The sequence below is a fragment of the Acinetobacter sp. YH12200 genome (assembly GCF_013418175.1).
Lineage (GTDB): Bacteria > Pseudomonadota > Gammaproteobacteria > Pseudomonadales > Moraxellaceae > Acinetobacter > Acinetobacter pseudolwoffii.
The window spans coordinates 63,268-89,832 of the sequence record NZ_VPCO01000013.1 but is presented as its reverse complement, the minus strand read 5'-3'; the positions used below and the strand labels follow the sequence as shown (position 1 = coordinate 89,832).

Annotated in this window: 26 protein-coding genes and 2 pseudogenes; 14 read left to right on the top strand and 14 right to left on the bottom strand. The window is 40.6% G+C overall.

Features of this window, described 5'->3' with window-relative positions:
• Nucleotides 1–12: 12 nt before the first annotated feature.
• Nucleotides 13–324: a TusE/DsrC/DsvC family sulfur relay protein gene (locus FTU90_RS10255; protein WP_074382817.1), complete on the top strand. Its 312-nt coding sequence runs from the start codon at nucleotides 13–15 to the stop codon at nucleotides 322–324.
• 112 nt (nucleotides 325–436) lie between these two features.
• On the opposite strand, the gene FTU90_RS10250 is transcribed toward FTU90_RS10255, so the two are convergent.
• From FTU90_RS10250 to ybaK, 3 genes are all read right to left on the bottom strand, one after another.
• Nucleotides 437–925: a hypothetical protein gene (locus tag FTU90_RS10250; RefSeq protein ID WP_159138134.1), complete on the bottom strand. Its 489-nt coding sequence runs from the start codon at nucleotides 923–925 to the stop codon at nucleotides 437–439.
• 62 nt (nucleotides 926–987) lie between these two features.
• Nucleotides 988–2,241, bottom strand: a complete 1,254-nt coding sequence (locus FTU90_RS10245; protein WP_159138135.1) for a YncE family protein — start codon at nucleotides 2,239–2,241, stop codon at nucleotides 988–990.
• A gap of 172 nt (nucleotides 2,242–2,413) precedes the next feature.
• Complete coding sequence (gene ybaK / locus FTU90_RS10240; RefSeq protein ID WP_074382819.1) at nucleotides 2,414–2,881, bottom strand: Cys-tRNA(Pro) deacylase; 468 nt, start codon at nucleotides 2,879–2,881, stop codon at nucleotides 2,414–2,416.
• Between the two features lie 915 nt (nucleotides 2,882–3,796).
• Between ybaK and aroQ the strand changes: the two genes are divergently transcribed.
• The 3 genes from aroQ to accC are packed head-to-tail and all read left to right on the top strand — an operon-like array spanning nucleotide 3,797 to nucleotide 6,071.
• The gene (aroQ, locus tag FTU90_RS10235; protein WP_005096831.1) at nucleotides 3,797–4,252 is read left to right on the top strand and encodes a type II 3-dehydroquinate dehydratase; all 456 of its coding nucleotides are present in this window, start codon (nucleotides 3,797–3,799) and stop codon (nucleotides 4,250–4,252) included.
• Between the two features lie 16 nt (nucleotides 4,253–4,268).
• Nucleotides 4,269–4,685 carry an acetyl-CoA carboxylase biotin carboxyl carrier protein gene (accB, locus tag FTU90_RS10230; RefSeq protein ID WP_180072546.1) on the top strand — a complete coding sequence of 139 codons (417 nt, stop codon included), beginning with the start codon at nucleotides 4,269–4,271 and terminating at the stop codon, nucleotides 4,683–4,685.
• Nucleotides 4,686–4,703: 18 nt separating this feature from the next.
• On the top strand, nucleotides 4,704–6,071 hold the full coding sequence (gene accC / locus FTU90_RS10225; protein ID WP_005171054.1) for an acetyl-CoA carboxylase biotin carboxylase subunit: 1,368 nt from the start codon (nucleotides 4,704–4,706) through the stop codon (nucleotides 6,069–6,071).
• A 59-nt stretch (nucleotides 6,072–6,130) separates the two neighbouring features.
• On the opposite strand, the gene FTU90_RS10220 is transcribed toward accC, so the two are convergent.
• Nucleotides 6,131–6,574, bottom strand: coding sequence for a hypothetical protein (locus FTU90_RS10220; protein ID WP_005096827.1), 444 nt, complete (start codon nucleotides 6,572–6,574; stop codon nucleotides 6,131–6,133).
• 317 nt (nucleotides 6,575–6,891) lie between these two features.
• On the opposite strand from FTU90_RS10220, the pseudogene FTU90_RS10215 reads away from it, so the two are divergent.
• Both FTU90_RS10215 and FTU90_RS10210 read left to right on the top strand, forming a co-directional pair.
• A pseudogene (locus FTU90_RS10215) lies at nucleotides 6,892–8,321 on the top strand (diguanylate cyclase).
• Nucleotides 8,322–8,369: 48 nt separating this feature from the next.
• Complete coding sequence (locus tag FTU90_RS10210; RefSeq protein ID WP_100357160.1) at nucleotides 8,370–9,860, top strand: amidase; 1,491 nt, start codon at nucleotides 8,370–8,372, stop codon at nucleotides 9,858–9,860.
• Between the two features lie 19 nt (nucleotides 9,861–9,879).
• Here FTU90_RS10210 and FTU90_RS10205 read toward each other — a convergent pair whose 3' ends face one another.
• Complete coding sequence (locus FTU90_RS10205) at nucleotides 9,880–11,049, bottom strand: MFS transporter (RefSeq protein ID WP_180072544.1); 1,170 nt, start codon at nucleotides 11,047–11,049, stop codon at nucleotides 9,880–9,882.
• A 679-nt stretch (nucleotides 11,050–11,728) separates the two neighbouring features.
• Between FTU90_RS10205 and FTU90_RS10200 the strand changes: the two genes are divergently transcribed.
• A complete protein-coding gene (locus tag FTU90_RS10200; RefSeq protein ID WP_005096822.1) occupies nucleotides 11,729–11,905 on the top strand; it encodes a hypothetical protein in 177 nt (58 codons plus the stop codon).
• A 438-nt stretch (nucleotides 11,906–12,343) separates the two neighbouring features.
• On the opposite strand, the gene FTU90_RS10195 is transcribed toward FTU90_RS10200, so the two are convergent.
• Nucleotides 12,344–12,613, bottom strand: coding sequence for a hypothetical protein (locus FTU90_RS10195; protein WP_100357158.1), 270 nt, complete (start codon nucleotides 12,611–12,613; stop codon nucleotides 12,344–12,346).
• 458 nt (nucleotides 12,614–13,071) lie between these two features.
• Between FTU90_RS10195 and FTU90_RS10190 the strand changes: the two are divergent.
• Nucleotides 13,072–13,707, top strand: a pseudogene (locus FTU90_RS10190) (SOS response-associated peptidase).
• A 392-nt stretch (nucleotides 13,708–14,099) separates the two neighbouring features.
• Here FTU90_RS10190 and FTU90_RS10185 read toward each other — a convergent pair.
• Nucleotides 14,100–14,501 (bottom strand): type II toxin-antitoxin system HigA family antitoxin, encoded by a 402-nt coding sequence (locus FTU90_RS10185; protein ID WP_005096813.1) that lies wholly within the window; start codon nucleotides 14,499–14,501, stop codon nucleotides 14,100–14,102.
• Between the two features lies 1 nt (nucleotide 14,502).
• Nucleotides 14,503–14,793 carry a type II toxin-antitoxin system HigB family toxin gene (locus FTU90_RS10180; protein WP_005096812.1) on the bottom strand — a complete coding sequence of 97 codons (291 nt, stop codon included), beginning with the start codon at nucleotides 14,791–14,793 and terminating at the stop codon, nucleotides 14,503–14,505.
• 1,293 nt (nucleotides 14,794–16,086) lie between these two features.
• Between FTU90_RS10180 and FTU90_RS10175 the strand changes: the two genes are divergently transcribed.
• Nucleotides 16,087–16,428, top strand: coding sequence for a hypothetical protein (locus tag FTU90_RS10175; RefSeq protein ID WP_180072542.1), 342 nt, complete (start codon nucleotides 16,087–16,089; stop codon nucleotides 16,426–16,428).
• A 253-nt stretch (nucleotides 16,429–16,681) separates the two neighbouring features.
• Here FTU90_RS10175 and FTU90_RS10170 read toward each other — a convergent pair whose 3' ends face one another.
• Nucleotides 16,682–16,837: a hypothetical protein gene (locus tag FTU90_RS10170; RefSeq protein WP_257221966.1), complete on the bottom strand. Its 156-nt coding sequence runs from the start codon at nucleotides 16,835–16,837 to the stop codon at nucleotides 16,682–16,684.
• Nucleotides 16,838–17,484: 647 nt separating this feature from the next.
• Nucleotides 17,485–17,715, bottom strand: coding sequence for a hypothetical protein (locus tag FTU90_RS10165; protein WP_004280185.1), 231 nt, complete (start codon nucleotides 17,713–17,715; stop codon nucleotides 17,485–17,487).
• Between the two features lie 253 nt (nucleotides 17,716–17,968).
• Between FTU90_RS10165 and FTU90_RS10160 the strand changes: the two genes are divergently transcribed.
• Nucleotides 17,969–18,442, top strand: a complete 474-nt coding sequence (locus FTU90_RS10160; protein ID WP_180072540.1) for a CinA family protein — start codon at nucleotides 17,969–17,971, stop codon at nucleotides 18,440–18,442.
• A gap of 98 nt (nucleotides 18,443–18,540) precedes the next feature.
• Nucleotides 18,541–19,161 carry an aminotransferase gene (locus FTU90_RS10155; protein WP_373687594.1) on the top strand — a complete coding sequence of 207 codons (621 nt, stop codon included), beginning with the start codon at nucleotides 18,541–18,543 and terminating at the stop codon, nucleotides 19,159–19,161.
• A 52-nt stretch (nucleotides 19,162–19,213) separates the two neighbouring features.
• Here the strand turns inward: FTU90_RS10155 and prpC are convergent, their stop codons facing one another.
• Nucleotides 19,214–20,353 (bottom strand): 2-methylcitrate synthase, encoded by a 1,140-nt coding sequence (gene prpC / locus FTU90_RS10150; protein WP_005096804.1) that lies wholly within the window; start codon nucleotides 20,351–20,353, stop codon nucleotides 19,214–19,216.
• A 4-nt stretch (nucleotides 20,354–20,357) separates the two neighbouring features.
• Complete coding sequence (gene prpB / locus FTU90_RS10145; protein ID WP_005096803.1) at nucleotides 20,358–21,242, bottom strand: methylisocitrate lyase; 885 nt, start codon at nucleotides 21,240–21,242, stop codon at nucleotides 20,358–20,360.
• Between the two features lie 231 nt (nucleotides 21,243–21,473).
• Here prpB and FTU90_RS10140 point away from each other — a divergent pair, with 231 nt between their 5' ends.
• The 3 genes from FTU90_RS10140 to FTU90_RS10130 all read left to right on the top strand — a co-directional run bounded on the left by FTU90_RS10140 (nucleotide 21,474) and on the right by FTU90_RS10130 (nucleotide 23,732).
• Complete coding sequence (locus FTU90_RS10140) at nucleotides 21,474–22,121, top strand: TetR/AcrR family transcriptional regulator (RefSeq protein WP_005171084.1); 648 nt, start codon at nucleotides 21,474–21,476, stop codon at nucleotides 22,119–22,121.
• Nucleotides 22,122–22,234: 113 nt separating this feature from the next.
• The gene (gene argF, locus FTU90_RS10135; protein WP_005171086.1) at nucleotides 22,235–23,155 is read left to right on the top strand and encodes an ornithine carbamoyltransferase; all 921 of its coding nucleotides are present in this window, start codon (nucleotides 22,235–22,237) and stop codon (nucleotides 23,153–23,155) included.
• 103 nt (nucleotides 23,156–23,258) lie between these two features.
• Nucleotides 23,259–23,732, top strand: a complete 474-nt coding sequence (locus tag FTU90_RS10130; protein WP_005171087.1) for a hypothetical protein — start codon at nucleotides 23,259–23,261, stop codon at nucleotides 23,730–23,732.
• A gap of 104 nt (nucleotides 23,733–23,836) precedes the next feature.
• Here the strand turns inward: FTU90_RS10130 and FTU90_RS10125 are convergent, their stop codons facing one another.
• On the bottom strand, nucleotides 23,837–24,190 hold the full coding sequence (locus tag FTU90_RS10125; RefSeq protein WP_005096798.1) for a YnfA family protein: 354 nt from the start codon (nucleotides 24,188–24,190) through the stop codon (nucleotides 23,837–23,839).
• A gap of 96 nt (nucleotides 24,191–24,286) precedes the next feature.
• Nucleotides 24,287–26,563 (bottom strand): ATP-dependent Clp protease ATP-binding subunit ClpA, encoded by a 2,277-nt coding sequence (gene clpA / locus FTU90_RS10120; protein ID WP_005171089.1) that lies wholly within the window; start codon nucleotides 26,561–26,563, stop codon nucleotides 24,287–24,289.
• Nucleotides 26,564–26,565 lie beyond the last annotated feature (2 nt).

The window sequence follows — 26,565 nt, the reverse complement described above, 5'->3', positions numbered from 1 at the left end:
AATGAGTTAAATATGAATTTAGAACTGGATCAAGATGGTCATCTGATCGATTACACCATTTGGAATGAAGACGTCGCGCAAGTCCTGGCCAATAACCTGGAACTAAACTTAACCCCGTGGCATTTTGAAATTCTGCAAGCAGTGCGTCAGTTCTATCAGCAGTTTGGCCATTCACCGGCCACACGTCCCTTAATTAAATTCCTAATGAAAACGGTTAGTGCTGACATTAACAATGCCATGCTTCAGGAAAAGTTTAATACGGGTCTGGTCGCGCGGCATTTAAGCCGTTTGGCCGGCGTACCCAAGCCTGCGAATTGTTTATAAAAGTACGCTGTCTTCACTACTTATATCTAAACGCCTGAATTCTCATTTGGGCTTTTTTATGAAAGCAATTTTCACATCTAAAATAATAAAAGATATTCGTGGCTTGAATTCCTCAACTTCGGATTTGTTCTAAGGTTCGCAAAGCCCGATGCAATTCATGATCCATTTCTGGCAGAACTTTCAGCAGAAACTCAATTTGTGCTTTCGCCTCGTCTCGAGTCACCAGTTTAGCTTCTACCAGCGTCTGCTGTAGACTAACCAGCAAACTGACCTGTCTAGGATCTGGTTGTTGCCCCTGACCTAAAGCACTGATGATTTGAGCAAAGTCTAGATATAACTGTTGTTGTTGCTTTAACAATAGGCTTTGCTTTGTAGCTACATTATTTGGTTCAGCCTGTGTATTTTGGCTATTGCTCTTAAAACTCAGAGAAATATAGTTGGGTGATTTTTCAAGTCGGGCAACCTGATCACGATGGGCTTGGGCTTGATTGGCAAAATCAGTCCGATAGATGTCTTGTCGTATCTGGTAAGCAATAGCCACCAAAATGCCGAACAAGAGTAATCCGATGATGAGATATAAAAGAACGGTCTTATCTTTCATCTTGATCTCCTCAACCCAATAAAGACAGCTCTTATCAAAACGCTGCCTATATCGTTGCTCGACTACGGCGTTGACCAGTCTATTGGTGCATAGCCGATCCGGACACGTTGTGGATGATTCCCAACTGGTACACTGAGCACTTTATCCCCTGTGGCAAAATCAATCACGGTCACCACATCGGTTTCACTTTCGGAAATTACACAGCTTTTACCATCTGGACTACGCGTTGCCCAATAGGGTTTGCCGGCAGGAATCAGTTTGCCGGCAGTCAGCATCTTACGATTTACAATCGTGGCATAATCATCCATGGTTCCTGCAACACAGAGCTTTTCACCATCAGCACTGATTGACAAACCATGATGACGCGAATCATTGACCCATTTTGTCCGGTCTTTCGGGATACTATCACTGCCAGGGAACTGTCCGATCCGGCTAATCTTGTTCTGATTCAGATCGTACTCAATCAGACCATTAAAAAATGAAACCTGGGCATAAAGTTTCGTTTCATCCTTGCTAAATACCATTGGGCGAACTGAATTGGATAAATCCTTGCGACCAAATGCATCGAGTGCAGGTCTGAAATCAATTTTTCTCAGCACTTGATGGGTATTGGCATCCGCGATGCTAATGTAGCGTTTTCCTTTGGTGAAATCCTGCCACTGTGCATCCATTGACGTTTCAACATTGCCAATCGCGGAGTTCAGGATCTTGTTACCATCATCGAAGTAGATATTTTCATGTGGTTTATCACCCGTAGCAAAACGCCCTAACTCTTTGCCAGTGTGAATATCCAGGACATGTACCACATTGCCTGAAGATGCTGACACCGCCACGCGTTGACCATCTGGCGAAACCGCCATGTGATCGGCACGAAAACCTTCAACCGGTGTACGCCAGTTCATCTTGCCTGTTTTGATATTAATAGAGACCACATCGGCGAAACTTGGACGCGATGCCACGATGGACTGACCATCTGGCGTCGAGTACATATCATCTACCAACTGATCATTACCTTCACCCGCTGTGGCCTGAATATAGGTATAGGCAATCAGCTTGATTGGATTGAGATGAATTTCTTTGAGACGCTCTTTACGGTCAGGAATCATGTTAATGACGCCAATTTTGCCAAAATCACCCGATGGACGAATCACAGTCACTGTGCCATCCCAGTTGTTTCCGACAAAGAAAACCTGCTGTGAATTGGCAGGTGCAGCTGAAGGCGCAGAAGCGGCCTGTACACTCGGAAACGCAGACAGCATCGCCATTGCAGATAAGGTCAGACAGAATCGTGGCCATTTTTTATTTTGAACTTTCATCCTTTATGCTCCGCATAATCATTTTTATTATTTTTAATTCTTTATTGCGCACATTTCCGCTGTGCTTATTCGTGACCTAATATACAAAGGTATAAAATGATTTGCTGATTTTTCCGACCAAAAAAAGATCACTTCAAACGCTATTCATATAAATCTTCAGGGGAATTTGACCTTATACATCCAGCACATCGACAAACTGTGCATTCAGCACTTTGGCAAGATCAGCCGGTTTCAGTCCGATATCCAAGCCTCTTTTACCGCCACTCACATATATTTTATTGAGCTTTTCTGCCGATACATCAATGACTGTTTTTAAACGCTTCTTTTGTCCGATTGGACTGATTCCACCGACCAGATAACCGGTTAAACGTTCGGCATGTTTCGGATCTGCCATTTGCAGTTTCTTGCAACCACAAGCTGCCGCTACTTTTTTTAGATTAAGCTGATGATTGACTGGTAACACGGCAACGAAATACTGTTTTTCATCCGTTACCAATAGCGTTTTAAAGACTTCTTCGACTTGTAATCCTAATTTTTCTGCAGCCTCTAAACCAAAGCTTTTCGCATTGGCATCATGTTCATATTCATGAATACTATATTCAATTTTTTGAGTTTTTAAGAGTTTACATGCAGGTGTCATAATACTTCTGGCTCAAGTCTGATCGCCTTAGTATATAAATATTCGCTCAAGAAGTTAATGTTTTTGCCCCATACCTCTGCTCCATATGCATGACTACAAGCTGTTTCTGAGATTTTTTTGCAAAGAAAGTGGCGTGCAAAATACCAACAAAGATATGTGTTTTTGCCACTATCTAGATATCAGATGCGCCTGTGCCTAGCGATTTAGAATGCTTTGAAATGAACATATTCGTCATTTCATCAAGATAGCGACAATCTAAATTTTTCCAAACCCTTCGCTATAAATCTCTTTAAATTCGATGTCTGTTTCTTAGTCAGCTTTATAAATTTAGAAACAGAACATAAAACTGATCTCTAAATTGAAGTAACTCATTTTTATCTGGTATTTTGTAATAAAATGCATATAAAAACACAGACTAAAATATTAAAATAAGCTTATTAACATATTGTCTTATCTTGCCTTTTTAAGTATTTCTCCATCTTTTCAAGATGAGATTTTGACATTAAGGGAAGCACGGTTAAAGGCAAAGTTAGGCTAGTCATCCTCTCACGCAAGTCAAGGATCTCTCGATTGAATGTCCTAATCGTTTTGGCCAGACATGAATTTTTGCAAGATTAAAATATGATCAAACAGCAGAGCTGATCCTTAACATGAAGATACAGTTACATAAAGGATATTAACTGTTTTTGCCAATTGGGTTTACAATGAAAACAATCTGAATACCCTGCGAATTGTAATTTTTTAACATTGCCAAATCTCTGCAAAGTTTTCATTATAGCGCCACTGTTTAGGATATGCTTTCTACGTCAATTCAAAGAAATTATAAATAGTCATGTAGAAAATCATGCAATAATAAGCAGAGTTTGCAGCTATCTTGCAAACAAACCTCGATACTTTTTAATTGGAGCATGCTGGATGAGTTCGACCATTTTGGTTATTCATGGACCGAATTTAAATTTGCTTGGAAAGCGCGAACCAGAAGTTTATGGTCATCTTACGCTTGGCGATATTAATCAGCAACTGACTGCTCAGGCTCAACAGGCCACATTACAACTCGATACCTTCCAAAGCAACTGGGAAGGCGCAATCGTTGACCGAATTCATCAAGCCCAACTCGACGGCGTACAATATATCATTATCAATCCGGCAGCATTGACACATAGTTCTGTTGCGGTTCGCGATGCCCTGCTTGGTGTCGCCATTCCTTTTATTGAAGTCCATTTGTCAAACGTCCATGCACGCGAGGCATTTCGACATCATTCGTACTTGTCCGATAAAGCCATCGGCGTGATCTGTGGTCTGGGTGCAAAAGGCTATGCTGCTGCGCTCGACTATGTCATTGAAAAAATACAATCTTCTACAAAATCTTAATTAGGAATACTGTCTCATGGATATCCGTAAAATCAAGAAACTCATCGACTTGATGATTGAATCTGACTTACAGGCGATCGAAGTTAAAGAAGGCGATCAATCGATTGCATTAACTCGTCGTAATCCAGTGGTTGCAACGGCTGTTCCTGCAATGCCTGCACCTGCAGCTGAAGTACCTGCGGCGAAGTCTCCGCGCGGTGCTGTTGAAACCTCTCCAATGGTTGGGGTGTTTTACTCTGCACCAAGCCCAGGCGAAGCGACATTTGTCAAAGTGGGTCAAACCGTTTCTGCGGGTGATACCTTAGGTATTATCGAAGCCATGAAAATCATGAACCCGATTGAAGCAACTCAAAGTGGTGTGATCGAAGAAATTCTAGTGAAAAATGGTGAAGTGATTCAATTCGGCCAACCACTTTTCCGCTACCGCGCTTAATCACCCCGGGGATTTATAATGTTGCAAAAAGTTTTAATTGCAAACCGTGGTGAAATTGCTTTACGCATCACCCGGGCTTGCAGAACTTTAGGGATCAAAACCGTAGGTGTCTATTCTGACGCAGACAAAGACCTGATGCATTTGCGTTTCTGTGATGAAGCCGTTTGTATCGGTCCGGGTGCGAGCAGTGACAGCTACCTGAATATTCCTGCGATTATTACAGCTGCTGAAATTACTGGCGCAGATGCCATCCATCCTGGTTATGGTTTTCTCGCTGAAAATGCTGAATTTGCTGAAATCGTAGAAAATTCTGGTTTTATCTTTATCGGTCCACGTCCAGAACATATTCGTTTAATGGGGAACAAGGTTTCTGCCATTATTGCCATGAAAAAAGCGGGTGTACCAACTGTACCGGGCTGCGACCATGCCGTAACCATTCACAATGCACTCGCTGAAGCGAAAGAGATCGGTTTCCCGCTGATTGTCAAAGCTGCTTCTGGTGGTGGTGGTCGTGGTATGCGTATCGTCGAAAATGTCGATACCCTGCTGGAATCTGTTCAGGCTGCACAGCGTGATGCAGAAATGTGGTTTGGTGATGATACGGTCTATATGGAGCGTTTCCTGCAAAAACCACGTCACGTTGAAGTACAGGTACTGGCTGATGGTAATGGCCATGCGATTCATCTCTATGATCGTGACTGCTCGCTACAGCGTCGCCATCAAAAAGTACTGGAAGAAGCGCCAGCACCGAACTTACCAGAGCAAGCACGTGCCGATATTCTAGAAGCCTGTGTCAATGCCTGTAAACTGATGCAATATCGTGGTGCAGGTACATTCGAATTCCTGTTTGAAGATGATGGATTCTTCTTCATTGAAATGAATACGCGTGTTCAGGTTGAACATCCGGTAACTGAAATGGTGACCGGTATTGATATTATCGAACAGCAATTGCGTATTGCTGGTGGCTTAGGTCTCGATATTCAGCAAGAAGATGTCAAGGTTTTAGGACATGCGATTGAATGCCGTATTAATGCAGAAGATCCATCAACCTTCTTGCCTTCACCCGGCAAGATTGAGAGCTTCTATGCACCAGGCGGCGCAGGTATCCGCTTAGACTCGCACATCTATCCAGGCTATAGCATTCCGCCGTATTATGACTCGATGATCGCCAAACTGATTTCGCATGGCAAGGACCGTGAGACGTCTATTTCTCGCATGAGAAATGCCTTGGAAGAAATGATTTTGACTGGTGTTAAAACCAACATTCCTTTGCACAAAGATTTAATCCTTCAGGATAAAAACTTCTGCAAACAGGCGATGGACATTCATTATCTGGAAAAACATTTGTTGAAACAGCTAGAAGGTGCTGAAGACAAAGTTCAATAAGCTTTAAGCTTATAAAAAAACCGCTGAAATTCAGCGGTTTTTTTATGTTGATGATTCATTTATGGTAATACACGTCTGAGTACCGCAAAGCATTGCTCGGCCTTGTCATTGGCACAGAAATTAATCGTGTACGGATTTTGCCATTTCACAAAATACTGGGAAATTTCACCGGATTGATCAACCTGATTGCCTGAGCAGTCTTTTTCATTATTATCATATTTAACCTGAAGAATCAGTGCGGGAATCTGAACGGTCGGATCCTGTGCAGGCTGATAATCATATAATCCTGAAGTCCACTCTTCACCACTTTTAATTACGACATTATTATTGCTTTTAAAATTATAATATTCGATACATTTTTTATTATCCGGAATTTCCATTCCCCACAACCCCACAATTTCAGGACGGGTTTTCACGGTAAATGTATTTGGGATTTCAGCAGCTTTAGCAGAAACTTCCGCTGGTTTTTTATTTTCTGTCGCCATTAGCCAAGGTGAGCTCATGAGTAAGATAAGGCTAAGACATATTTTTTTCATATTTACCGGCATCGTTTTAACAATTGATTCTAAGTTAGCATATTTTTTCAGAATCGTATCCCACTCTGGAGCAGTTTAAATCTGAGTCCATAAAGTTTTTATCATATTGTTTAAAAACATGGATTTCTTTTCCAGTTTATTTTGTATATATTTCGTATATAACAATCTTAATATCATGTATTAATAACAGATTAATCAAAAAATAACTTTATATATAAAATCAGACTTACTTGCTAAACAAAGTGATCATTCACACTTAAAAATTTAAATATAGGATTTTAAATTTGCAATTGGCTCGAATAACAGAACAACAATTAAATCATGAAACCTATGCTTATTTTGTCATTGTGTTCGCTGTTTTAGTATGTTGTTTTATTGGGATCGCAACCAGGCCACTCGGCTATCTCGCCCTGATCTGGCCAGCCAATGCTGCCTTACTGGCCATATTCCTGCGTTTTCCACATTTAAATCATCTGGGTGGCTGGCTGGGTGCATTCAGTGCTTTTATGTTTGCAGATCTGGTCATAGGCAACAGTCTGCTGCAAAGCCTGTTTCTTACACTTTCCAATCTGATTAGTACCATTGTCTCGATATTTTTATTCGTTATTTCAAGATTAATTATAAATACTACAATACCGGTTATACCTTTATTCATTTATTTGGCATCTTCGCATTTGCCGGCTGTCTGGCCAGCGCTGCTTTTGCAGTTGCCACCCTGCCAAACTTACCCAATACATTCATGACCAAAGAAAACTTATGGATTGATTTTGGTCTATGGTGGACGGGCGAGATGGTCAATTATATCGTGGTATTACCTTTGGTTCTGGCCTTTCCCAGAATCAAGGATATGCAGTATCTGTTTAAAAACCGCCGTCAAAAGCCTCATCATTTCAGTTATTTTCTGCCCGCAGCTACAGTCGTACTCTGTGTCATCATCACCAATATTTTTTCAGGTCCGGGCGCCCTGCTCTATCCTTTGGCTGCGCTGATCTGGGCCGCATTAACCTATCGCCTGTTTAGCATGACACTGATTAATGCGTTTGTGATTATTTTAACCTATTACAGCCTGACGCAGTTTTATGCCACAACGCATGACACCTTGGCAGATTCTACGATTTATATTTCGCTCCGGATCGGGCTGTTTATGCTGGCCTTATCGCCGCTTATTCTTTGTATTATTAGTCAAAACCGCAATGAGCTGTTTAAACGGGTTCTCTATCTGGCCAATCATGACAGTCTGACCCGCACCATGAACCGTCATTTTTTCTTTCAGAAAGGTGAATATTTACTGCAATATGCCAACAGAATGGAATTTTCGGTCATCATGCTGGATATTGATCATTTCAAACGTCTGAACGATGATTTTGGCCATCATGTCGGTGACAAGGTGCTGCAACATTTTGCGGAAATCATTCGCTGCAATTTACGTGCTGAAGATCTGTTTGCACGAATTGGTGGGGAAGAATTTGTGCTGTTACTCTGGAACACCGAGCCTTTTGAAGCTCAGGATATTGCAGAACGCATACGTAAACGTGTAGAAAAAACCCCGATGCATCAATCAGATGGTTCAGATCTCTACATTACCGTGAGTGTAGGGATTACCCATCAAAATGAACCACAATCACAAGACCTGCAAAACCTGATCAATATTGCAGATCAGGCCTTATATCAGGCCAAACATCGTGGACGTAATCAGGTGGTGCTTGCATCTTAAACTAAAATCATCTACAACCTTGAACAGCATTAACGCTAGGGAATGGCAATGAAATTAGAAGAATATCTACAATATGACGGTTTAGGATTGGCTGAACTGGTCGCCAATAAACAGGTACATTCCAGTGAACTTTTATCCGCTGCCTTAGAGCGTAGCTCAATTGCCAATCCCGAACTGAATGCTATTATTATTCCCATGCATGAGCATGCATTAAAACGGACCCAGCAGAATTTATCCGGACCTTTTGCCGGTGTGCCTTTTCTGGTCAAAGACCTGTTTCAGGAATATGCAGGTTATCCAACCTCTTATGGCTGTCAGGGCTTAAAACGGATCGGTTATATTGCCGAAACCAATGCCGAGATTGTCAATCGTTGGGAAAAAGCTGGAATTGTCACTTTTGGCCGTACCAATACGCCTGAATTTGGCATTAAAGGGATTACCGAACCAGATGCCTGGGGTAGCTGTAAAAATCCATGGAATTTACAACATAATAGCGGCGGCTCATCGGGTGGCTCGGCTTCTGCTGTGGCTGCCGGCATTGTACCAATTGCGGGTGCAGGCGATGGCGGCGGTTCGATACGTATCCCCGCTTCATATTGCGGGCTGTTTGGTCTAAAACCAAGTCGTGGCCGTACCCCCTGGGGGCCGCAAATGAGTGAGGCCATGCATGGTGCAGCGATTCAGCATGTCCTGACTAAAACAGTGCGGGACAGTGCTGCAATGCTGGATGCCACGCATGGTGAAGATCACAGCTCGCTATTTAAGATTCAGCGTCCACAGCATCATTATCTGGATGTGATTCAGCAACCACCGAAAAAACTGAAAATTGCCTTTAATCCCCATTCTACCATTGGCACGCCTGTCTCTCCGGATGCTGTGAAAGCCATCGAACAGACGGCCAAACTGCTGGAATCTTTGGGACATGAGGTGGTTGAAGACCGTCCGGCCATCGATGGCATGCAACTGGCCAAGGATTTTATTACCACCTGGTTTAGCCAGTTTTCATTTATGCTGGATGAAATCCAGAAAGGCTACCCGTCTAAAGCGAAGGATTTTGAACTGGACTCTTTAGCACTGGCGGCTTTTGGAGCTAAAACCAGCGCACTTGATTATATCCAGAACCTGAATAACTGGGGCCAGTACGTGACCCAGATGAATCATTTCTTTGATGATTATGATCTGTATCTGACGCCTGCAACCGCAACCGTCGCACCGAAAAATGGCGAAGTCAAAACACCTGCATGGCAGAAGCCAATTTTAAAGGCTTTATTGGGTATAGGTAAGGCCCATCTGCTGGCACAAGGTAAACTGGTCGATCAGATTGTCAAAGAAAACCTGAAATGGGTACCTTTTACTCAACTTGCCAATATTACCGGGCTTCCAGCCATGTCAGTACCCTTGTACTGGAATGAACAAAACCTGCCGCTCGGTTCGCAGTTTATTGCACCCTTTGCCCGTGAAGACCGGCTATTGCAATTAGCTGCTCAACTGGAACAGGCACAGCCTTGGGTTCATCAGTACGCCAAAATTCGGATCTAAATTTTAAGCATCAGAGGCATCATGAAGATATCTTTGATTGCTCAACTTTATTGGGCAACCCAAAAATCAATAACAAACCAAACAAAGTCGATGCGGCGGCAAACATAAAGATGGTTTCTCCGCCAATTTTATCCCAATAATAGCCCGCCAGAATGCTGCCACTTGCTACGCCTAAGCCCCACATGGTGCTATATAAAGCCTGTCCACGGCCTTGCTGTGCAGCAGAGAAATTCTGGAAAATAACCCGCATGGCGATCATGTGAAATAAACCAAAACTCAAGGCATGAATCGTTTGGGCAAAAAATTGTGCCACAAATGCAGATGGAAATACGCCTACAATCAGCCATCTTAAGCCAGTCATCAACAGGCAAAGTATCACCAAATGACGCCATGACCAGCGTGTCAGAAAGAAGGTAGCATAAGCAAACATAATAATTTCGGCAATAACCCCAATGGACCAAAGCAATCCGATCTGACTGCTACTAAATCCCGCCTGACTAAGATAATTACTATAAAAACTATAAAACGGCGCATGTGAAAACAGCATGATCAGTTCAATCAGAAAAAAACTGTATACAACCGGGCGCTTGAAAATCGGCCAGAGGGCTTCCAGCTTTTTCTGTGCAGTAGGCGCCGCCGTAGGTTCTTTAATGCTAAAAGACCAGAGAAAAGCCAGAAATGAAATACACAGCAATAAAACTGGAAGCATGTTAATGCTGATAATTTCAAAGATGGCGCCCAAGCCGAATACACCGATAATAAATCCAACCGAACCCCATTTCCGGACTTTGCCATAAAGTTCTGCTCTTTTTTCCCCGAGCCAGAATAGAGTCACGCCTTCAAATTGTGCCAAAATCGCATTTTGAAAAAAGCTGAAAATCAGCATCAGTAAAGCCACTGACTGAAAGCTGTTAGGAATGATAAACATCATCAACCAGATACAGGCTTCCATCCAGGTGGCAATCCGTACCAGCAACATGCGCTTACCAGATTTATCTGCAATCCAGCCCCAAATAAAAGGCGCAAAAAACCGAGTGAGAATCGCAATAGAAGATAAAATACCGATTTCCTGATAGTTAAAGCCTTGATCTTCCAGATACAGACTCCAGAACGGCATGAATGCGCCCACAATCGCATAGTAGAAAAAATAGAATCCTCCCAGTCTGGTACTGATTGCAAGTGCTTGCATTAAATTGTATTCCCTTGCATCTTCAATGGCTTATAAATACTAATAGTTGCGTCATATTGCATTGAATTGCCCTTACTTGCTGTTCAAAGGTCTACAAATCCACAGAAAATATATTTTAAAAAAATTTGTAGAGTGCACCCTAAGGAACGAAATTTTCGTAAGTTTATGGCTAAATGTGGCTAAAGTAAAAAATCAATATTGAAAGGCATTTACAATGCGTAAAACATGAATCTATTTTTATAGAGCAACCTCGGATAAAAATGGGAATATTTTTAAGAAGGAGTTATTTCAATTCACCTTTGATACTTAATAAAGCAAAGTTACGGGAATATTGAATACTTTTGAAATAAAAACACGCTTTAAATCTTCTCTCCAAATAGCTAAGCCACTGATTTAAAATCTTCAATCCTCTATTTAAGAGGCCTATTTTTAGAACTAAAATACTCATTGTGGAGTTTAGGTATCGAAGCAATATCCGATAATTCCACTGACTTCGCACTTTAGTAGACAAATCATCTACCTGCACCATAATTCAAAAATATGCCGAAATATAAATAAGATATAAATCTCGAAATCCTACATATCGCTACACTCGCATCTCTAAATCATCTCATTGTAAGTGCTTTTAATATGCCACTCTAGGCAGGTCGAATCTTCGACAATTAAAATTGAGAAACTTATGTTAGTTAATACAAATACTGCTCAAAAAGCGTCTTTCAATCAATTTTCTAATAATGCGACTGAGAACAAACCTAAGCCAAATGAGCAAGAGCAAAAACCGAATCAAGGAGAGCCAGCTCCTATAACCAAAGAGCAAAATGATCAAAAAAATCAGGCGGATAAGAAAAACTCATAATATTATGTTGAATTAATAAAAGAAGCCTATCTCCCTGATAGGCTTTTTGCATTCAAAAGATAAACATTTTCCATAAAAGCCTGAGAAATAAAAAAGCCCATCCTATGATGAGCTCTTTAATCCAATAGATCTAATTCTTACAAGCTGCGAATTCTTGCAGTACAAATCGTTTTACACTTTCATCAAAATTTGGTCTGGAAAGAGCGAGCTTGCCATTTTTCATAGATTTATAACAATAGCTTGCGGCTACGCCTACACCAAACAAAGTCAACAACTTCATTGCTCACCTCATTAACTGTCAGATTTGAATACAAAATTAGCATTCAAATGTGTAGCTTTCCAACTTAATTTAGAGTGTTTTTTGTACTCCATGTTAATTAATGTATGGGTAGAAAACAATAAAGCTGACCATTAGATAAGCTGTGCTAACGTCAAAGCCTAATTGTTGATGTGCATATCAACCCAATTAAGGAAGCTGTTTCTATCCGTAAATTTAGGTGCAGAAGTTATGCTCAGTATTTCTTTATTTCCAAATTTACCACTAATGTTATGGAATGCTTGGACTCTAAATTCCTGAGGCTCTCCTTCGTGCAGCGTTCTAAAATACTCTACTGACTTATCAAACTCACTTTTCTCTTTAAAGCCAGGACGTTCTTTTAAAAACTCATAAACTTGTTCTAGAGCGGGTAAATAATTATTTCTAGGCATTCTATATTCTCTAAAATTATGAGTTTTATTGTGAATGCCTATTCTGAATTAATAGTGATAAGAATGTTTAAGCTTTTCTTACCGTTTATGTAACCCTTTCTTCTTTCAAGCAGTCACGACATACTTTCACTTCTTTACCATCCGCTTGGCATTCGATTTCTGTGACACCATGAAGACCGAATAAACAAAAGATAAAATGCAGCATGACCTTTCTGCGCAAAAGATAGCTCCTTCAGGCAAAGGAGGCAAAACTGGAAATAAAACTATAGCAATGGAATCTGGGCGCTCATTTTATCGAAGATTATTTTTCATCCATTGGCGAAAAATTACATTCATATTCACCATAAAAATTCCGTTTCCAGACCCAACTACATTTACGATTTCGAATTGTTTTGAGGTCATCATTCTTATAGTTTAATTGTTATCGCAGATCAGAATGCTAAGCAAAGAGGTCGGTCATGTGTTCAAACTATGAATTCCCCTCAAAAAGTCAGCTCTCTTTATGAGATCTTCATGCAGAACAACTTGAATTGAACATGAAATCACATGTTTACCCCTTAGCACCTGCTCCTATCATGATGCGAGGTGCTGAGGAGTTTGAGTTAGATATTGCACGTTTCGGACTGATTCCCTTTTGGGCGAAAGAATTAAAATATGGTCGACATACTTACAATGCCCGAACTGAAACAATAGCGTCCAAGCCAAGTTTTCGACATGCCTGGAAAAACAACCAGTTTGCTTTAGTGCCCGTGGATACTTTCTATGAACCTAAATATATCGATGGAAAACCGCACTGGTTTGGTATTTCACGTGAAGATGGCAACCCTTTTACCGTTGCAGCCATTTATGATGATGTGCTCATTGAGGGTGAAAAAATCAGATCATTTTCGATGCTGACTATAAATTCCGATCAACACCTATTGATGAAACAGTTCCACCATCCAGATGACGAGAAGCGCTCGATTATTGTGATTCCTGAAGAATCACGCCATGATTGGTTATGCTGCGATCATGAACAAGCTCATGAGTTTTTCTTTGAAATGAGAGATGAGTTTAGAGCGAAACCCAGAGATCACCGGTTGTCGAAAAACTAAAAGCCCTAAAGCAAGTTAGGGCTTTTAAAATGTGACAGAGCTATTTTTGTTCTCTCAATGGATTTTCCGGTTCTGCATTGGGTTTTTTCTCTGGCTTCACGCCCTTCTACGAATCCTGATTGCCTTTATCATCATTAGATTCTTTTTGCGGATTTGATTCTTGCTCTGATTTATTGGTCATGTGTATCTCCTTTATCGATCCATTAAGAAATAAATATGACATCTGATCCTAAACATCAATATTATTTATGTTTCACATTCACTTTTTAGAAAAGCAAACTTTTCTGGAGGCGCTCTCACCTTTCACGACACTTGAAATTTAAATAATCAAATGAGCAGCGCTACCTGATTAGACAGCACAGCATGGAAATATCAGCTTAGGCGGGCATCGATTAAAAGAAAGTATCTGCCGATACATCAAAGCGCTCAGACAAGGCCTTGATATGACGGATATTCAGCTGACGTTTGCCATTCAATATTTCTGAAATTACTGATTGTGTCGCGACATCAGACAAGTCTGCTTGACTAAGCCCGTGTTGCTCCATCAACAAGGCCAAGGCCGTTCGTCCATCACCTTCTGGCATGGGTAGATGTTCATGCTCATACGCCGAAACCAGATCACCCAGTTGATGAATAAGCCCCATTAAAGGATGTGATTCATCATCACCGACAATGTCCAAAAGCTCATCTAGGGCTTCAGTTAGTGTATGAAAGTCATCCTCATTTTCCGGCTTGCTGAGCAATGGTGCAACATAACGCCAGTGATCAACGGCCTGTTTAATCATTGCATTCATTCTAACCTTCCTTCCAATGACCTTTATCATATTCATGGTGAGACAAGACATGGCGAATATAAACGCGTTTTGCCTGATACATCACCACAGCAATCAGCCGAATCTTGTTTCCACCGATATCGAATACATGAAACTTTCCAACCTTATCTACTGCTGGAAAGAGTCTCTTCATTTCAGCAAAATCCTTAGGATGATTGGCCTTCATCAGTCGATACCAACCATCTAATGCCGTTCCAGCCTGTGGCCACTTTTGCGTTGCTTCAAGAATTCGAGCGTGGGTGATCACATGCATATATTTTATCGCATTTTGCTATATTTCTAGTATATATAAATTATCGCATTTTGCAATATATTCTTATCCGACTATTTTAGTTCTCAATTTTAATCATTTATCGTCATGTAATCCTATTTAAATCATAATCTTATAAAGTATAGATTGTGACCCGTATCATTTAAATCCAGTTGAGTTCAATCGTTATCTTGGATTTTTATTATAAAAATTTCACCCACAAACAAAACCCCCGCCAAGTGATGATTGAACGGGGATTGAGCTTCATTAATACATCCGGTGAATTGGAACATTATTCAATATCTTTCAAGCAATCACGACACTCTTTCACCTCTTCATGATCACAAGTGTAATTGATTTCAGTCGCACCATGAAGGCCAAATAAACAAAATATAAACTGGATCATGCTTTTCTCCTGAATGTAACAAGCTTAATCAGTGATTAAGCTTGTATTGATTTTAAGACTCAATAACTCGATACGGAATAATCGGATCACGACCAGAGTAATAACTTAACCGCCTGAATACATTTCACAATTCAAGCAAAGTTAAGTTTCTGGCATTTAAGTTCGTGCAGGCTCTTCACTTTTAGTCTTTTGATCCTTCTTACAATGATCATTGCTCATCATATGACACATTTTTTCTTTGCAAGATTTAAAACAACAACCTACTATCACGCCCATGCCAAATGCACATATACATCTCATCATAGCTTTGCCCTGTCTTTTTATAAAAAGAGATATATAAATACCATCTATTCATGTTTCACTCTTGAGAGAATTTTCAGGCTTTATGTTGTATATGAAAACTTATGTGAAAGAGAATAATTAAAGTAAAAAGCTTTCATTGAGCAATCCGTGTTTATAAACAAGAAAAAGCCTGCTTAACTCTCCTAAATTAAGCAGGCTTTATAATGTGCTGATTTTCTAATTATTTTCATTAAGTTCTTGGAATGAAGCCAAGATATCACTGGCCCAGCAGTCAATCTGTGTGTGATATATAGAGGCTATGTTTCTAAATGTGCAATAAGCGTTACTTTTCTTAATTGAATGGCTTTAATTTAGGCAAAATATATTTTATTCGTTAAATTTTATGCTTAAGAGAAAACAGATGGACACTTTAGATCAATATGCATAACAATAAATTTGTTCATTTTTTAGGATAAAATTCCCTGTTGCTGTACTGTATGTGAATATCAGGAATTTTTGACTTCTTCTAAAGTTGGTAGATGACTGCTTTCTTTTTGGCTATTTCTCTCTATAATTTTTGATATGACAAATAATAAGATTTTGACATCATGATAAATCGTATACTGATTACTTTATTGATAAGTCTGACAATAAGTGGCTGCCAAAAGCAGCAAGCCGACAGTTCAGCGGAACCTGATCAAGCCCTCAAAGCCCAATTTGAACAATCAGATAATCAACTCAGTGCTTATCTGGACAAACTAGATTCTTCCAGTATTAGTCCAGAAGAAAGAACACGCATACTCTGTGAACAATATCCTAAAGAATATGAAACTCGTTATATACCGGCTTTATTAAAACTTATGCCTCAGGAATATACAGAAAAAGGACTGCTTACAGATTTAGACAATGCCTTAAGCTTTTATAAGCAGAAAGCCAATATCCAGTGTTAATTCATACTGATTAACGTCTATAACCAAATTTTTACCCTAAAAAAACTGCCTGATTCAGGCGGTTTTTTTATGAACGTACAGCTTAAACAGAATTAACGCTACAGTTTTGGCAGATCTTATGAATCATACCCACGCTGCTAGTTAATTCTATTATGGCTGCTAGTTCTGTTGATTATTCCAGATCTTGTTGAGATTGCTGGTTTTTTTGCTGATTACGCTGTGGCTGCTGTTGTTGTTGCTGATCGCGCTGTTGTTAGTTATTCTGTCCCTGCGGCTGTTGTTGCTGCTGGTTATTTTGTTGCTGGTTTGGGTTTTGCTGGTTGTTTTGCTGACGCTGTTGATCTTGCGTACCTTGTTGGTTTTGCTGTTGTTGCTGTTTCTGTTGGTCTTGCTGTTGATTATTAGCCATGGTGTAACTCCTTACTATTTGCTTTAAATTAATTAAAAGCCGATAGAGTTTCGACTTAATATCTACTCTACGCATTTTTCAGAATTCTCCAACCTATAACCTGTTACAGATTAATTCAATGTAAAAAATGGTAAGCCAAGTAGTTGAAATCAAGATTAATAAGCAACATAAATTACTTTTTCCAATAAAATAGACACATGATGAAAGATAATATGTTTCGAAATTCTTATTATTCAATAAAAGGAATAACTTAACCTGAGTAAAATATATAAAAAAGACATTTAAAATATTTTAAAAAATAACAATATATTATCAAGTAAAATATATTAAAAACATATGCTCATGATATTTATGCTTAAATTCAATAACTCAGTCTAAGTATTAATATTCTTCAAAATGGAATAAAACATGCAAAAGGTAATTGTTCTAAACAGTTTTTTAATAAACGAATATACGATACGTAACATTGAATCACGTATAACGACTAAGTTGTTTCCAATTTATATTGACTTTAATAAAAGATATTTATCAATCAGACTGATATTAATTTTGGTAATTTTTTATTTTTAAAAAGCTTTTATTAACTTAATGTTAGCCAAATAATAAGCCTCTTAAAAAAAAGAGGCTTATTCACTTTAAGGTTTATCTTAGATATTCACAACTTTAACAATAATCGTTTGGGTATCTTCCTGCTCTTCAGCCAGATGTAAACGTTTAAGCTCTTTGCTTTTTACTTTGAACTGTAAATTCTGATAAGAAATCGTGCTTGGAATCTGATCAAAATATTGACCATCAGCATCAATTTCTTCCTGAAATAATGGTGTACCCAATTGGTAGTCAAGACTTTTTAAGACTACATATTTTACTGTGGTTTTCATTCTAACGCCCTACTTTCACTAAGCACTTTATTTTTATTTTTACCACTGTTCAGCTTGAGAAGAAACCTCTATTTGAAAAAATAGTCTAAGCTTTAACCACTCAGGTTTTATGATCAAATCAGTATCAAATTGTACTAATCCATGAAAAATTTTAACTTTCATAAAAATATAAATATACTCGGAGTTGAACGACAGAAAAAATCTGTCTAAATTAAGCTAAAACCACTCCCATCATAAAGAAAATATAGAGACTATGATAAAGACCTGTTGCAACTTACTCGAAGAGAAAAATATAAAAATTGCCTTTATTGAAAGCGCAAGCTCTGGATATCTATGTAGCCAGTTTTCCATCTGTAAAAGTGACGGCGCCGAAATTCTGGCCGGTGGATTGGTCTGCTACGATGTTGCTGTAAAAACTTCGGTATTAAACATTCCCCAGACTTTGATCAATAGTTACACTGCCGAATCCATGCCAGTTACTGTTGCCTTGGCAGAAGCGGGTAAAAAGATGTTCCGGGATGCAGACTGGATTATTGCCTGTACAGGTTTGCTTAAACCCGGTGGTAGTGCGACACCAGAGAAACCGGAAGGGACTTTTTTTGTAGCAATTAATGATGGTACTCAAGTGCATCAATTCCAGTATTATTTGAAAGGTACTCCACTCGAACGTCTGAATAAACTGTCTGCCGCGGTTGCACACGATATGATTAATCTACTCAATCATTAATCTAGTTTTATAATTACGCCGCAACAAGCTTCATTATTTCTACTGTATTTTAAGATAGATTAGCATGATCAAATGCTAATCTATTTTTTGCGGGTAGAATAACCATGAATATTAAAACTGCGCTGTTTCTGCTCCCTCTTGGCTTGCCCAGTCTGGCTTTTGCTACGGTCGGTGGCCCACAAAATATTGAAATTCTAGGCTATGAAGTCAAAGAGCAAAAGCTCTATGTCATGCGTTATTACCTTGATGGTCGTGGGCGCTTGCCACAGCTGTATTATTATAATTTTAAATCCGCAAAACCGAATCAGTTGATTCAGGTCAACTCCTTATATATCAATCCAAAAACCAAACGTATTGATTATGACCAAGACAGTCGCAAGTTTGATCAGGACATTGCCAAAATCAAAAAACGTTTAGTTCCACTGAGTCCGATTCAAAGTTCAAAGCCACAACTTAAAATTTTAAAAACCACAACAGGGACGGCAGCTGCCTGGTACGATCCACAAGAAAAAGTGCCAAAATGGACTTATCAATATCAAGTCAAATCTGGCTCACAAAAAAGTCCGACTCATCAAGCGGTCAGTTATCAGCAAGGTCTAAAAATTAGCCAGGCCTATAAAGTTCCTAAACAGAATAAAACGCTGGTGACAGTCAAGTATTTGGGGATTCCTTTTGAAACAGGCTATAGCATTGAAGATCCAGTCCTGTTAAGTCGATAAAAAATAAGGTCTCGATTGAGACCTTATTTTTTATTCAAGATATTAATAAATATTAAGCCGCTGTAGAACGCTCGGCGATCGGTACTACTTTACGCAGTTCAGGCCCAGTATAATCCGCGCTTGGACGGATAATACGGTTGTCTGCACGCTGTTCCATCACATGTGCTGCCCAACCTGTGACACGTGACATGACAAAAATCGGGGTAAACAGCTTGGTTGGAATGCCCATAAAGTGATAAGCCGAAGCATGGAAGAAATCGGCATTACAGAATAATTTCTTCTCACGCCACATCACTTCTTCGCAGCGCACTGAGACCGGATACAGTACCGTATCACCGACATCTTTGGCTAAACGCTCAGACCAGATTTTGATGATGCCATTACGCGGATCATTGTCTTTATAAATCGCATGACCGAAGCCCATAATTTTTTCTTTACGTTCCAGCATGCCCAGCATTTCACGTTCAGCTTCTTCAGGCGAAGTCCAGTTTTCGATCATATCCATTGCAGCTTCGTTAGCACCGCCATGTAGAGGGCCACGCAAGGAACCGATTGCACCGGTAATACAAGAATGCATGTCAGATAAAGTCGATGCACATACACGCGCCGTAAAGGTCGAAGCATTAAATTCATGCTCTGCATATAGAATCAGAGAAACATTCATCACCTGTTCATGCAGTTCATTTGGCTTTTCGCCACGTAATAAATGCAGGAACTGTGCACCGATTGAATCATCATCGGTATTTTCTTCAATACGCACGCCGTCATGGCTATAACGATACCAGTAACAGATAATTGCCGGTAAAGTGGCAAGAATACGGTCTGCAATATCCTGTTGCTGTTCAAAAGACAGTTCAGTTTCAAGATTGCCCAGCATCGATACGCCAGTACGCATCACATCCATCGGATGAGAATCGGCAGGAATACGCTCTAGCACTTCTTTTAAGGCTTGAGGTAGCGTGCGCAAAGATTTTAATTTGGCTTTATAGGCAACTAACTGCTCTGAAGTTGGCAGTTCGCCAAAGAAAATCAGATAAGCCACTTCTTCAAACTGGCAATGTTCAGCCAGATCCTGTACGTCATAACCGCGATAGGTCAGACCTGCGCCACTTTTGCCTACAGTTGAGAGTGAAGTTTTCCCTGCCACTTGTCCACGCAATCCTGCGCCGGTGAGTACTTTTCCTTCAGCCATTTTTTTAATTCTCCTGTTTAAACAGTTTATCTAATGTGTCTTCGAAGCTGTGATAATCTAAAAATTCGTAGAGTTCTTTGCGTTGCTGCATAATATCCAGCACATTCACCTGAGTGCCGTGTTCACGCACCGAACGCATCACTTCAAGGGCTGCCTTTTGCATGGCACGTGTCGCTGATAATGGATACAGCACCATGCCAATACCCTGCTCTGCCAACTCATTTACCGTATAATACGGTGTATCACCAAATTCGGTAATATTTGCCAAGACTGGCACACCAACTGCATCGCATACGGTGCGATACATGGTGATATCGGTCATCGCTTCGGCAAAAATTGCATCTGCACCCGCTTCAACACAGGCACAAGCACGATCAATCACCGCTTGCAGGCCTTCTTTTTGTAGCGCATCGGTACGCGCCATGACCACAAAGTTTGCATCGGTTTTCGCATCGACCGCCGCTTTAATACGATCGACCATTTCCTGCTGTGACACAATTTCTTTATTTGGACGATGGCCACAACGCTTTTGTGCCACCTGATCTTCAATATGCACTGCGGCTGCACCAGCTGCAATCATCTGTTTGATCGTGCGGGCAATATTTAATGCACCGCCCCAACCGGTATCGATATCGACCAATAAAGGTGTATCAACACGTTCTGTAATCCTGCGTACATCTTCCAGAACATTATCCAGACTGGTCATGCCCAGGTCAGGCAAACCATAAGAATAATTCGCGACACCCGCACCTGATAAATAAATGGCTTTATAACCGACTTGTTTGGCCATCATGGCAGCATAGGCATTTACCGTACCCATAATTTGCAATGGTTTCTCGACTTCAAGTGCTTGTCTAAATCTTAGACCTGCAGACATTTGTTCTGTCATCTTCCTTTTCCACAGTCTTGGCTATAATTATTGAAACTCGAGTATACTCATTTGGCTTGCTCATTCCACAATCTGATAGAACAAATACTCTAAAACTTTAGTCAAATTTTTAAGTTTTACTTTACCTAATCCGGCAAATACTGCGCTTATGCGGTGCAATTATGAAATATGTACATATATTTGCTATGATGGCATTTCAATCTTTATTGACATGTTGATGTATTATCTCCTATGCAAGACCTCGTCCTAGAACCGCTCGCCAAAGACCTGCCGCAGACCAAACGTGGTCATGAGCGCTGTATTGCGCTGCTGAACAGTGCAACCGAGCTGTTTCTGGAACGGGGTTATGATGCTGTGTCTCTCGATGATATTGTTCAGCATGCAGGTGGCTCCAAAGCCTCCATTTATAAGTACTTTGGCAATAAAGAAGGCTTGTTTAAAGCCATCTGTGATTATCGTCGTATCAAGTTTTTTGAAGATATCAGCATTCCGATCGAACTGATGGCACTGGATTTTCGTAGTTATCTGGTTCACACCTTGCTGAATTTTTATCATCAGATCATGCAACCTGAAAACTCGGCCTTCATGCGTCTGGTTCTGGAACAGAGTCAGCGTAATCCAGAACTGGCTCAGCATATTCATGAACACGGTCCTGTACATGTCCAGAGTGCGATTGCCACTGCATTAGAACAGGCAGATGCACAAGGCTTATTGCATTGTGAAAATCCGCAATATTCGGCTCAGCTATATTTTGGTATTTTGCGTAATCTGGAATGGCGCATCCTGATGGGAATTTCCATACAAGAAGATGATCAGGAAATCGACAAATACATCAGTTATTGTGTGGATCGCTTTTTAGACGGTCATCAAAAAGTCTAGTTTTTTTGCATTTTTCATTGCTTATAGTATATTAGCCGATTCCGTATTTTTTCTTAAACTAACCAACAACTGATTGTTGATCGAGTTTTTCGGCAATTATTGTGGAGTAACGAATGGCTCTCCGTCACTTTCTCACCTTACGCGATTTATCAACTTTAGAACTTAACCAGATTTTGCAACGCGCAATTGAGCTTAAGCGCAAACAGCATAACAATGAAGTGTTCCAACCATTTGTTGGTAAAGTGATGGGCATGATTTTTGAGAAATCGAGTACCCGTACGCGTGTTTCGTTTGAAGCTGGCATGAGCCAATTTGGTGGTAGCGCAATTTTCCTGTCTTCTCGCGATACCCAGTTAGGCCGCGGTGAACCGATTGAAGATTCTGCACGCGTGATTTCAAGCATGCTAGATATCGTGATGATCCGTACTTTCGGTCATGATATCGTGGAACGTTTTGCATCTTATTCAAAAGTTCCTGTGATTAATGCTTTAACAGATGATCACCATCCTTGCCAGTTACTTGCTGACATGCAGACCTATGTAGAGCAACGCGGCTCAATCGAAGGTAAAACTGTTGCCTGGATCGGTGATGGCAACAACATGTGTAATTCATATATTGAAGCAGCACACATGTGGGGCTTTAATCTGAAAATTGCAGCGCCAAAAGGTTATGAACCACAAGAAAAATTCCTGTCTGAATTTGCGCATTGTGTTGAACTGGTCGATACCGCTGAAGATGCAGCCGTGAATGCTGACCTGATTGTGACTGACGTTTGGGCAAGCATGGGCCAAGAAGAAGAACAAAAAATCCGTGAGAAAGCATTTGCAGACTATCAAGTGAATGAACGCCTGATGGATCTTGCGCATCCGGATTGTTTGTTTATGCACTGCTTACCTGCGCACCGCGGCGAAGAAATTTCAGAAAACTTGCTTGACCATAAAAATGCCGTGGTTTGGGATGAAGCTGAAAATCGCTTGCACGCGCAAAAAGCTCTGGTTGAATTCCTGATTAATGAAAATCTGAAAAAAGACTAAATTAAAAGCTGAATCTTCACAAATTAAGCACCAATCTCTGGTGCTTTTTTTGTCTCAGCTCTTATAATCATGATTGAAATGGAATAAAAAGTGATGTTATACAATGCAAAATAAATATTGGGCCTTGGCACTATTGGCAGGTTTTAGCAGTGCCACCTTCTCTGTTCATGCTTCTGAATTTGACCAATATCTTCAGGAAAAAAATATTATTGACAGCAAATTTAAAATTCAGAAAAAAGCTGAACTGAATGAATTACTCGCGGTACTCAGTGCAGAAGATTCCAGAACTTTACCTTTACAGATCGATCAGAATACAATTATTGAACAATTACAGTTAAGTGCCAATAAGACCACATTGAAAGGTTTAATCACCACACCGGATTTTAGCCAATTTGAAAAAGATCTGGGCCGCAAAGAAGTGATGAAAATGATCCGTAATAATCTGCTCAATAATTGCGAGATTTTCTTTGAGCATCGCTATCAGATTGAAAACCCATACAAGGTCGAGCTCAGCCTGAGCTCGCAAACACAAACCTATAAAACTGATATTTCCCAGAAAGATTGCAAATTGAAATAGTCTAAAGAAATAAGATATTGGCGTTTATTCAGGATTAAAACATCAAGAAAACAAAGAGGTCGCTATAGCTACCTCTTTTTGATGAGGTTTGCTGTTATATCCTGCTAACGCACCAAACCTTGCGGCTGTAGAATTATAATCAGTGCCCCCAGTATTACCACCATCCCGCCAAGCAAATCCCAACGTGACAGTGTGACTTGATCAACGAAGCGCAACCACATTAGCGCCGAAAAAATATAGATGCCACCATAAGCGGCATAAATCCGTCCAGAAGCAGCCGGATGCAAGGTGAGTAGCCAGACGAAAGCCGCCAAAGCCAGAGCTGTCGGAATCCACAACCAGTGACTTCTCCCCTGATTTAAAATCAGGTAGGGAAAATAACAGCCTAAAATTTCCATCAATGCCGTGACCAGAAACAGGCAAAAAGTGGTGAGCAGCTTGGTAATTTGAATATCCATGATTTATCTTTTGAACTGTATGAATGAATTTGATGATTTAAAATATGAGTGCATGAAAAAACCCGTGCTTGCACGGGTTTTATTTTTTCATATTGATTAAGCAGGTTCAGCAGTCTGGTCTTCAAAGACTTCAAGTTTTAAGCCAACAGCTTTACCATTTTCTTTCTTCACCGACACTGCAACATTACCGCCATTTTCAGCCAGTTCACCAAACAGGATCATTTCTGCCAATGGTTTTTTCAGGTGTTCCTGAATCAGACGCTGCATTGGGCGTGCACCCATTAAACGGTCATAGCCCTGCTCTGACATCCATTCACGCGCACTCTGATCCACTTCCAGCATGACTTTCTTGTCATCCAGTTGCGCTTGAAGTTCGGTCAGGAATTTATCCACGACATTTTCAATGATGCTGCTTGGCAATGCCTTGAACTGAATCACGCCGTCAAGACGGTTACGGAATTCCGGAGAGAAGGCTTTCTTCATCGCTTCCTGGTTATCGTTGCTATTGTCCTGTTCCATAAAGCCAATGCTAATACGTGAAATACTTTCAGCACCAATATTGGTGGTGAGTACCAAGACCACGTTACGGAAATCCGATTTACGTCCGTTATTGTCGGTCAAGGAACCATGATCCATAATCTGCAATAACAGGTTAAAGACATCTGGATGCGCTTTTTCGATCTCATCAAGCAATAGCACACAATGTGGATTTTTATGGATCGCATCAGTCAACAAACCACCCTGATCAAAACCGACATAGCCCGGAGGTGCACCGATTAAACGCGACACTGCGTGGCGTTCCATGTACTCGGACATATCAAAGCGAACCAGCTCTACGCCCATCTGTTTAGCCAGCTGCTTGGTCACTTCGGTTTTACCGACACCGGTTGGGCCAGCAAAAACAAAGCTGCCCACAGGTTTATCTGGAGATTTCAAACCGGCACGAGACAGTTTAATGGCAGACGCTAAAGCTTCGATCGCTTCATCCTGACCAAAGACCACCCGTTTCAGATCGCGCTCAAGATTTTCCAGTACGCTCTTGTCATCTTTAGAGACCGTTTTTGGTGGTATACGCGCAATTTTCGACACGATATCTTCGATGTTTTCTACCGTGATCAAACTGTCATCTTGTTCAGCTTTTAAACGGCGCTGCGCACCTGCTTCATCAATCACGTCAATGGCTTTATCTGGCAAGAAACGGTCATTGATGAACTTCGCAGAAAGTTCAACCGCAGATACCAATGCCTGATCGTCATATTGCACATGATGGAAATCTTCAAACTTCGATTTCAAGCCACGTAGGATATCAATGGTTTCAGAAATAGATGGCTCATTCACATCGATTTTCTGGAAACGGCGTGACAAAGCATGATCTTTTTCAAAGACCTGACGGTATTCCTGAAAAGTGGTTGAACCAATGCAACGTAAAGTGCCATTGGCCAATGCAGGCTTGATCAGATTCGATGCATCCATGGTGCTGCCCATACTGGAGCCTGCACCAATAATCATGTGAATTTCATCAATAAACAGCACAGCTTCAGGTTTCTTTTTCAGCGCATTTAAAAGCTGTTTCAAGCGTTTTTCAAAGTCACCACGGTATTTTGTTCCGGCAACCAATGCTCCAATATCCAGACTGAAAATTTCAGCATTTTCGAGTGGTTTTGGCGCTTTACCATTAACGATCAACCATGCCAAACCTTCTGCAATCGAGGTTTTACCGACCCCCGGATCACCGACAAGAAGTGGGTTATTTTTACGGCGGCGGCACAGAATTTGAGCGGCACGTTCAATTTCTTTTTCACGACCAATCAGTGGATCGGTCTTGCCCTTTTGCGCTTCGATATTGAGATTCGTCGTATACAGTTCAAGCGGACCTGAACTGGCTGAAGATGCAGACTCACCATCGAGGTCTTCAATTTCTTCTTCACCCTGTACTTCTTCTTTACGCGTACCATGAGACAGGTACTGAGTTAGCGTAAGGCGATTAATTTGATGACGTTTCAATAGATAGACGGCAAATGAGTCACGCTCAGAATACATCGCAACCAGAATATCAGCACCTTCTACAGTCCGATCACCACCGCTAGATTGCACGTGAAAAATCGCGCGCTGCAAGATCCGGTCAAAACTTTCTGTTGGGTGTGGTGCCTGATCACTATTTTCACCAAGCTTAGGGGTATGCTGTTCTACGTATTCTTCTAATTCCTTGCGCAACACGATAATGTCTGCGCCACATGCTTTAAGCGCATTTACGGCAGAGTCATTGTCAAGCAAGGCTAATAATAAATGTTCTACGGTCAGGAACTCATGTCTCTTTTGACGAGCCATGCTGACAGCCAAACGTAGTGATACTTCTAATTGACGACTGAGCATGT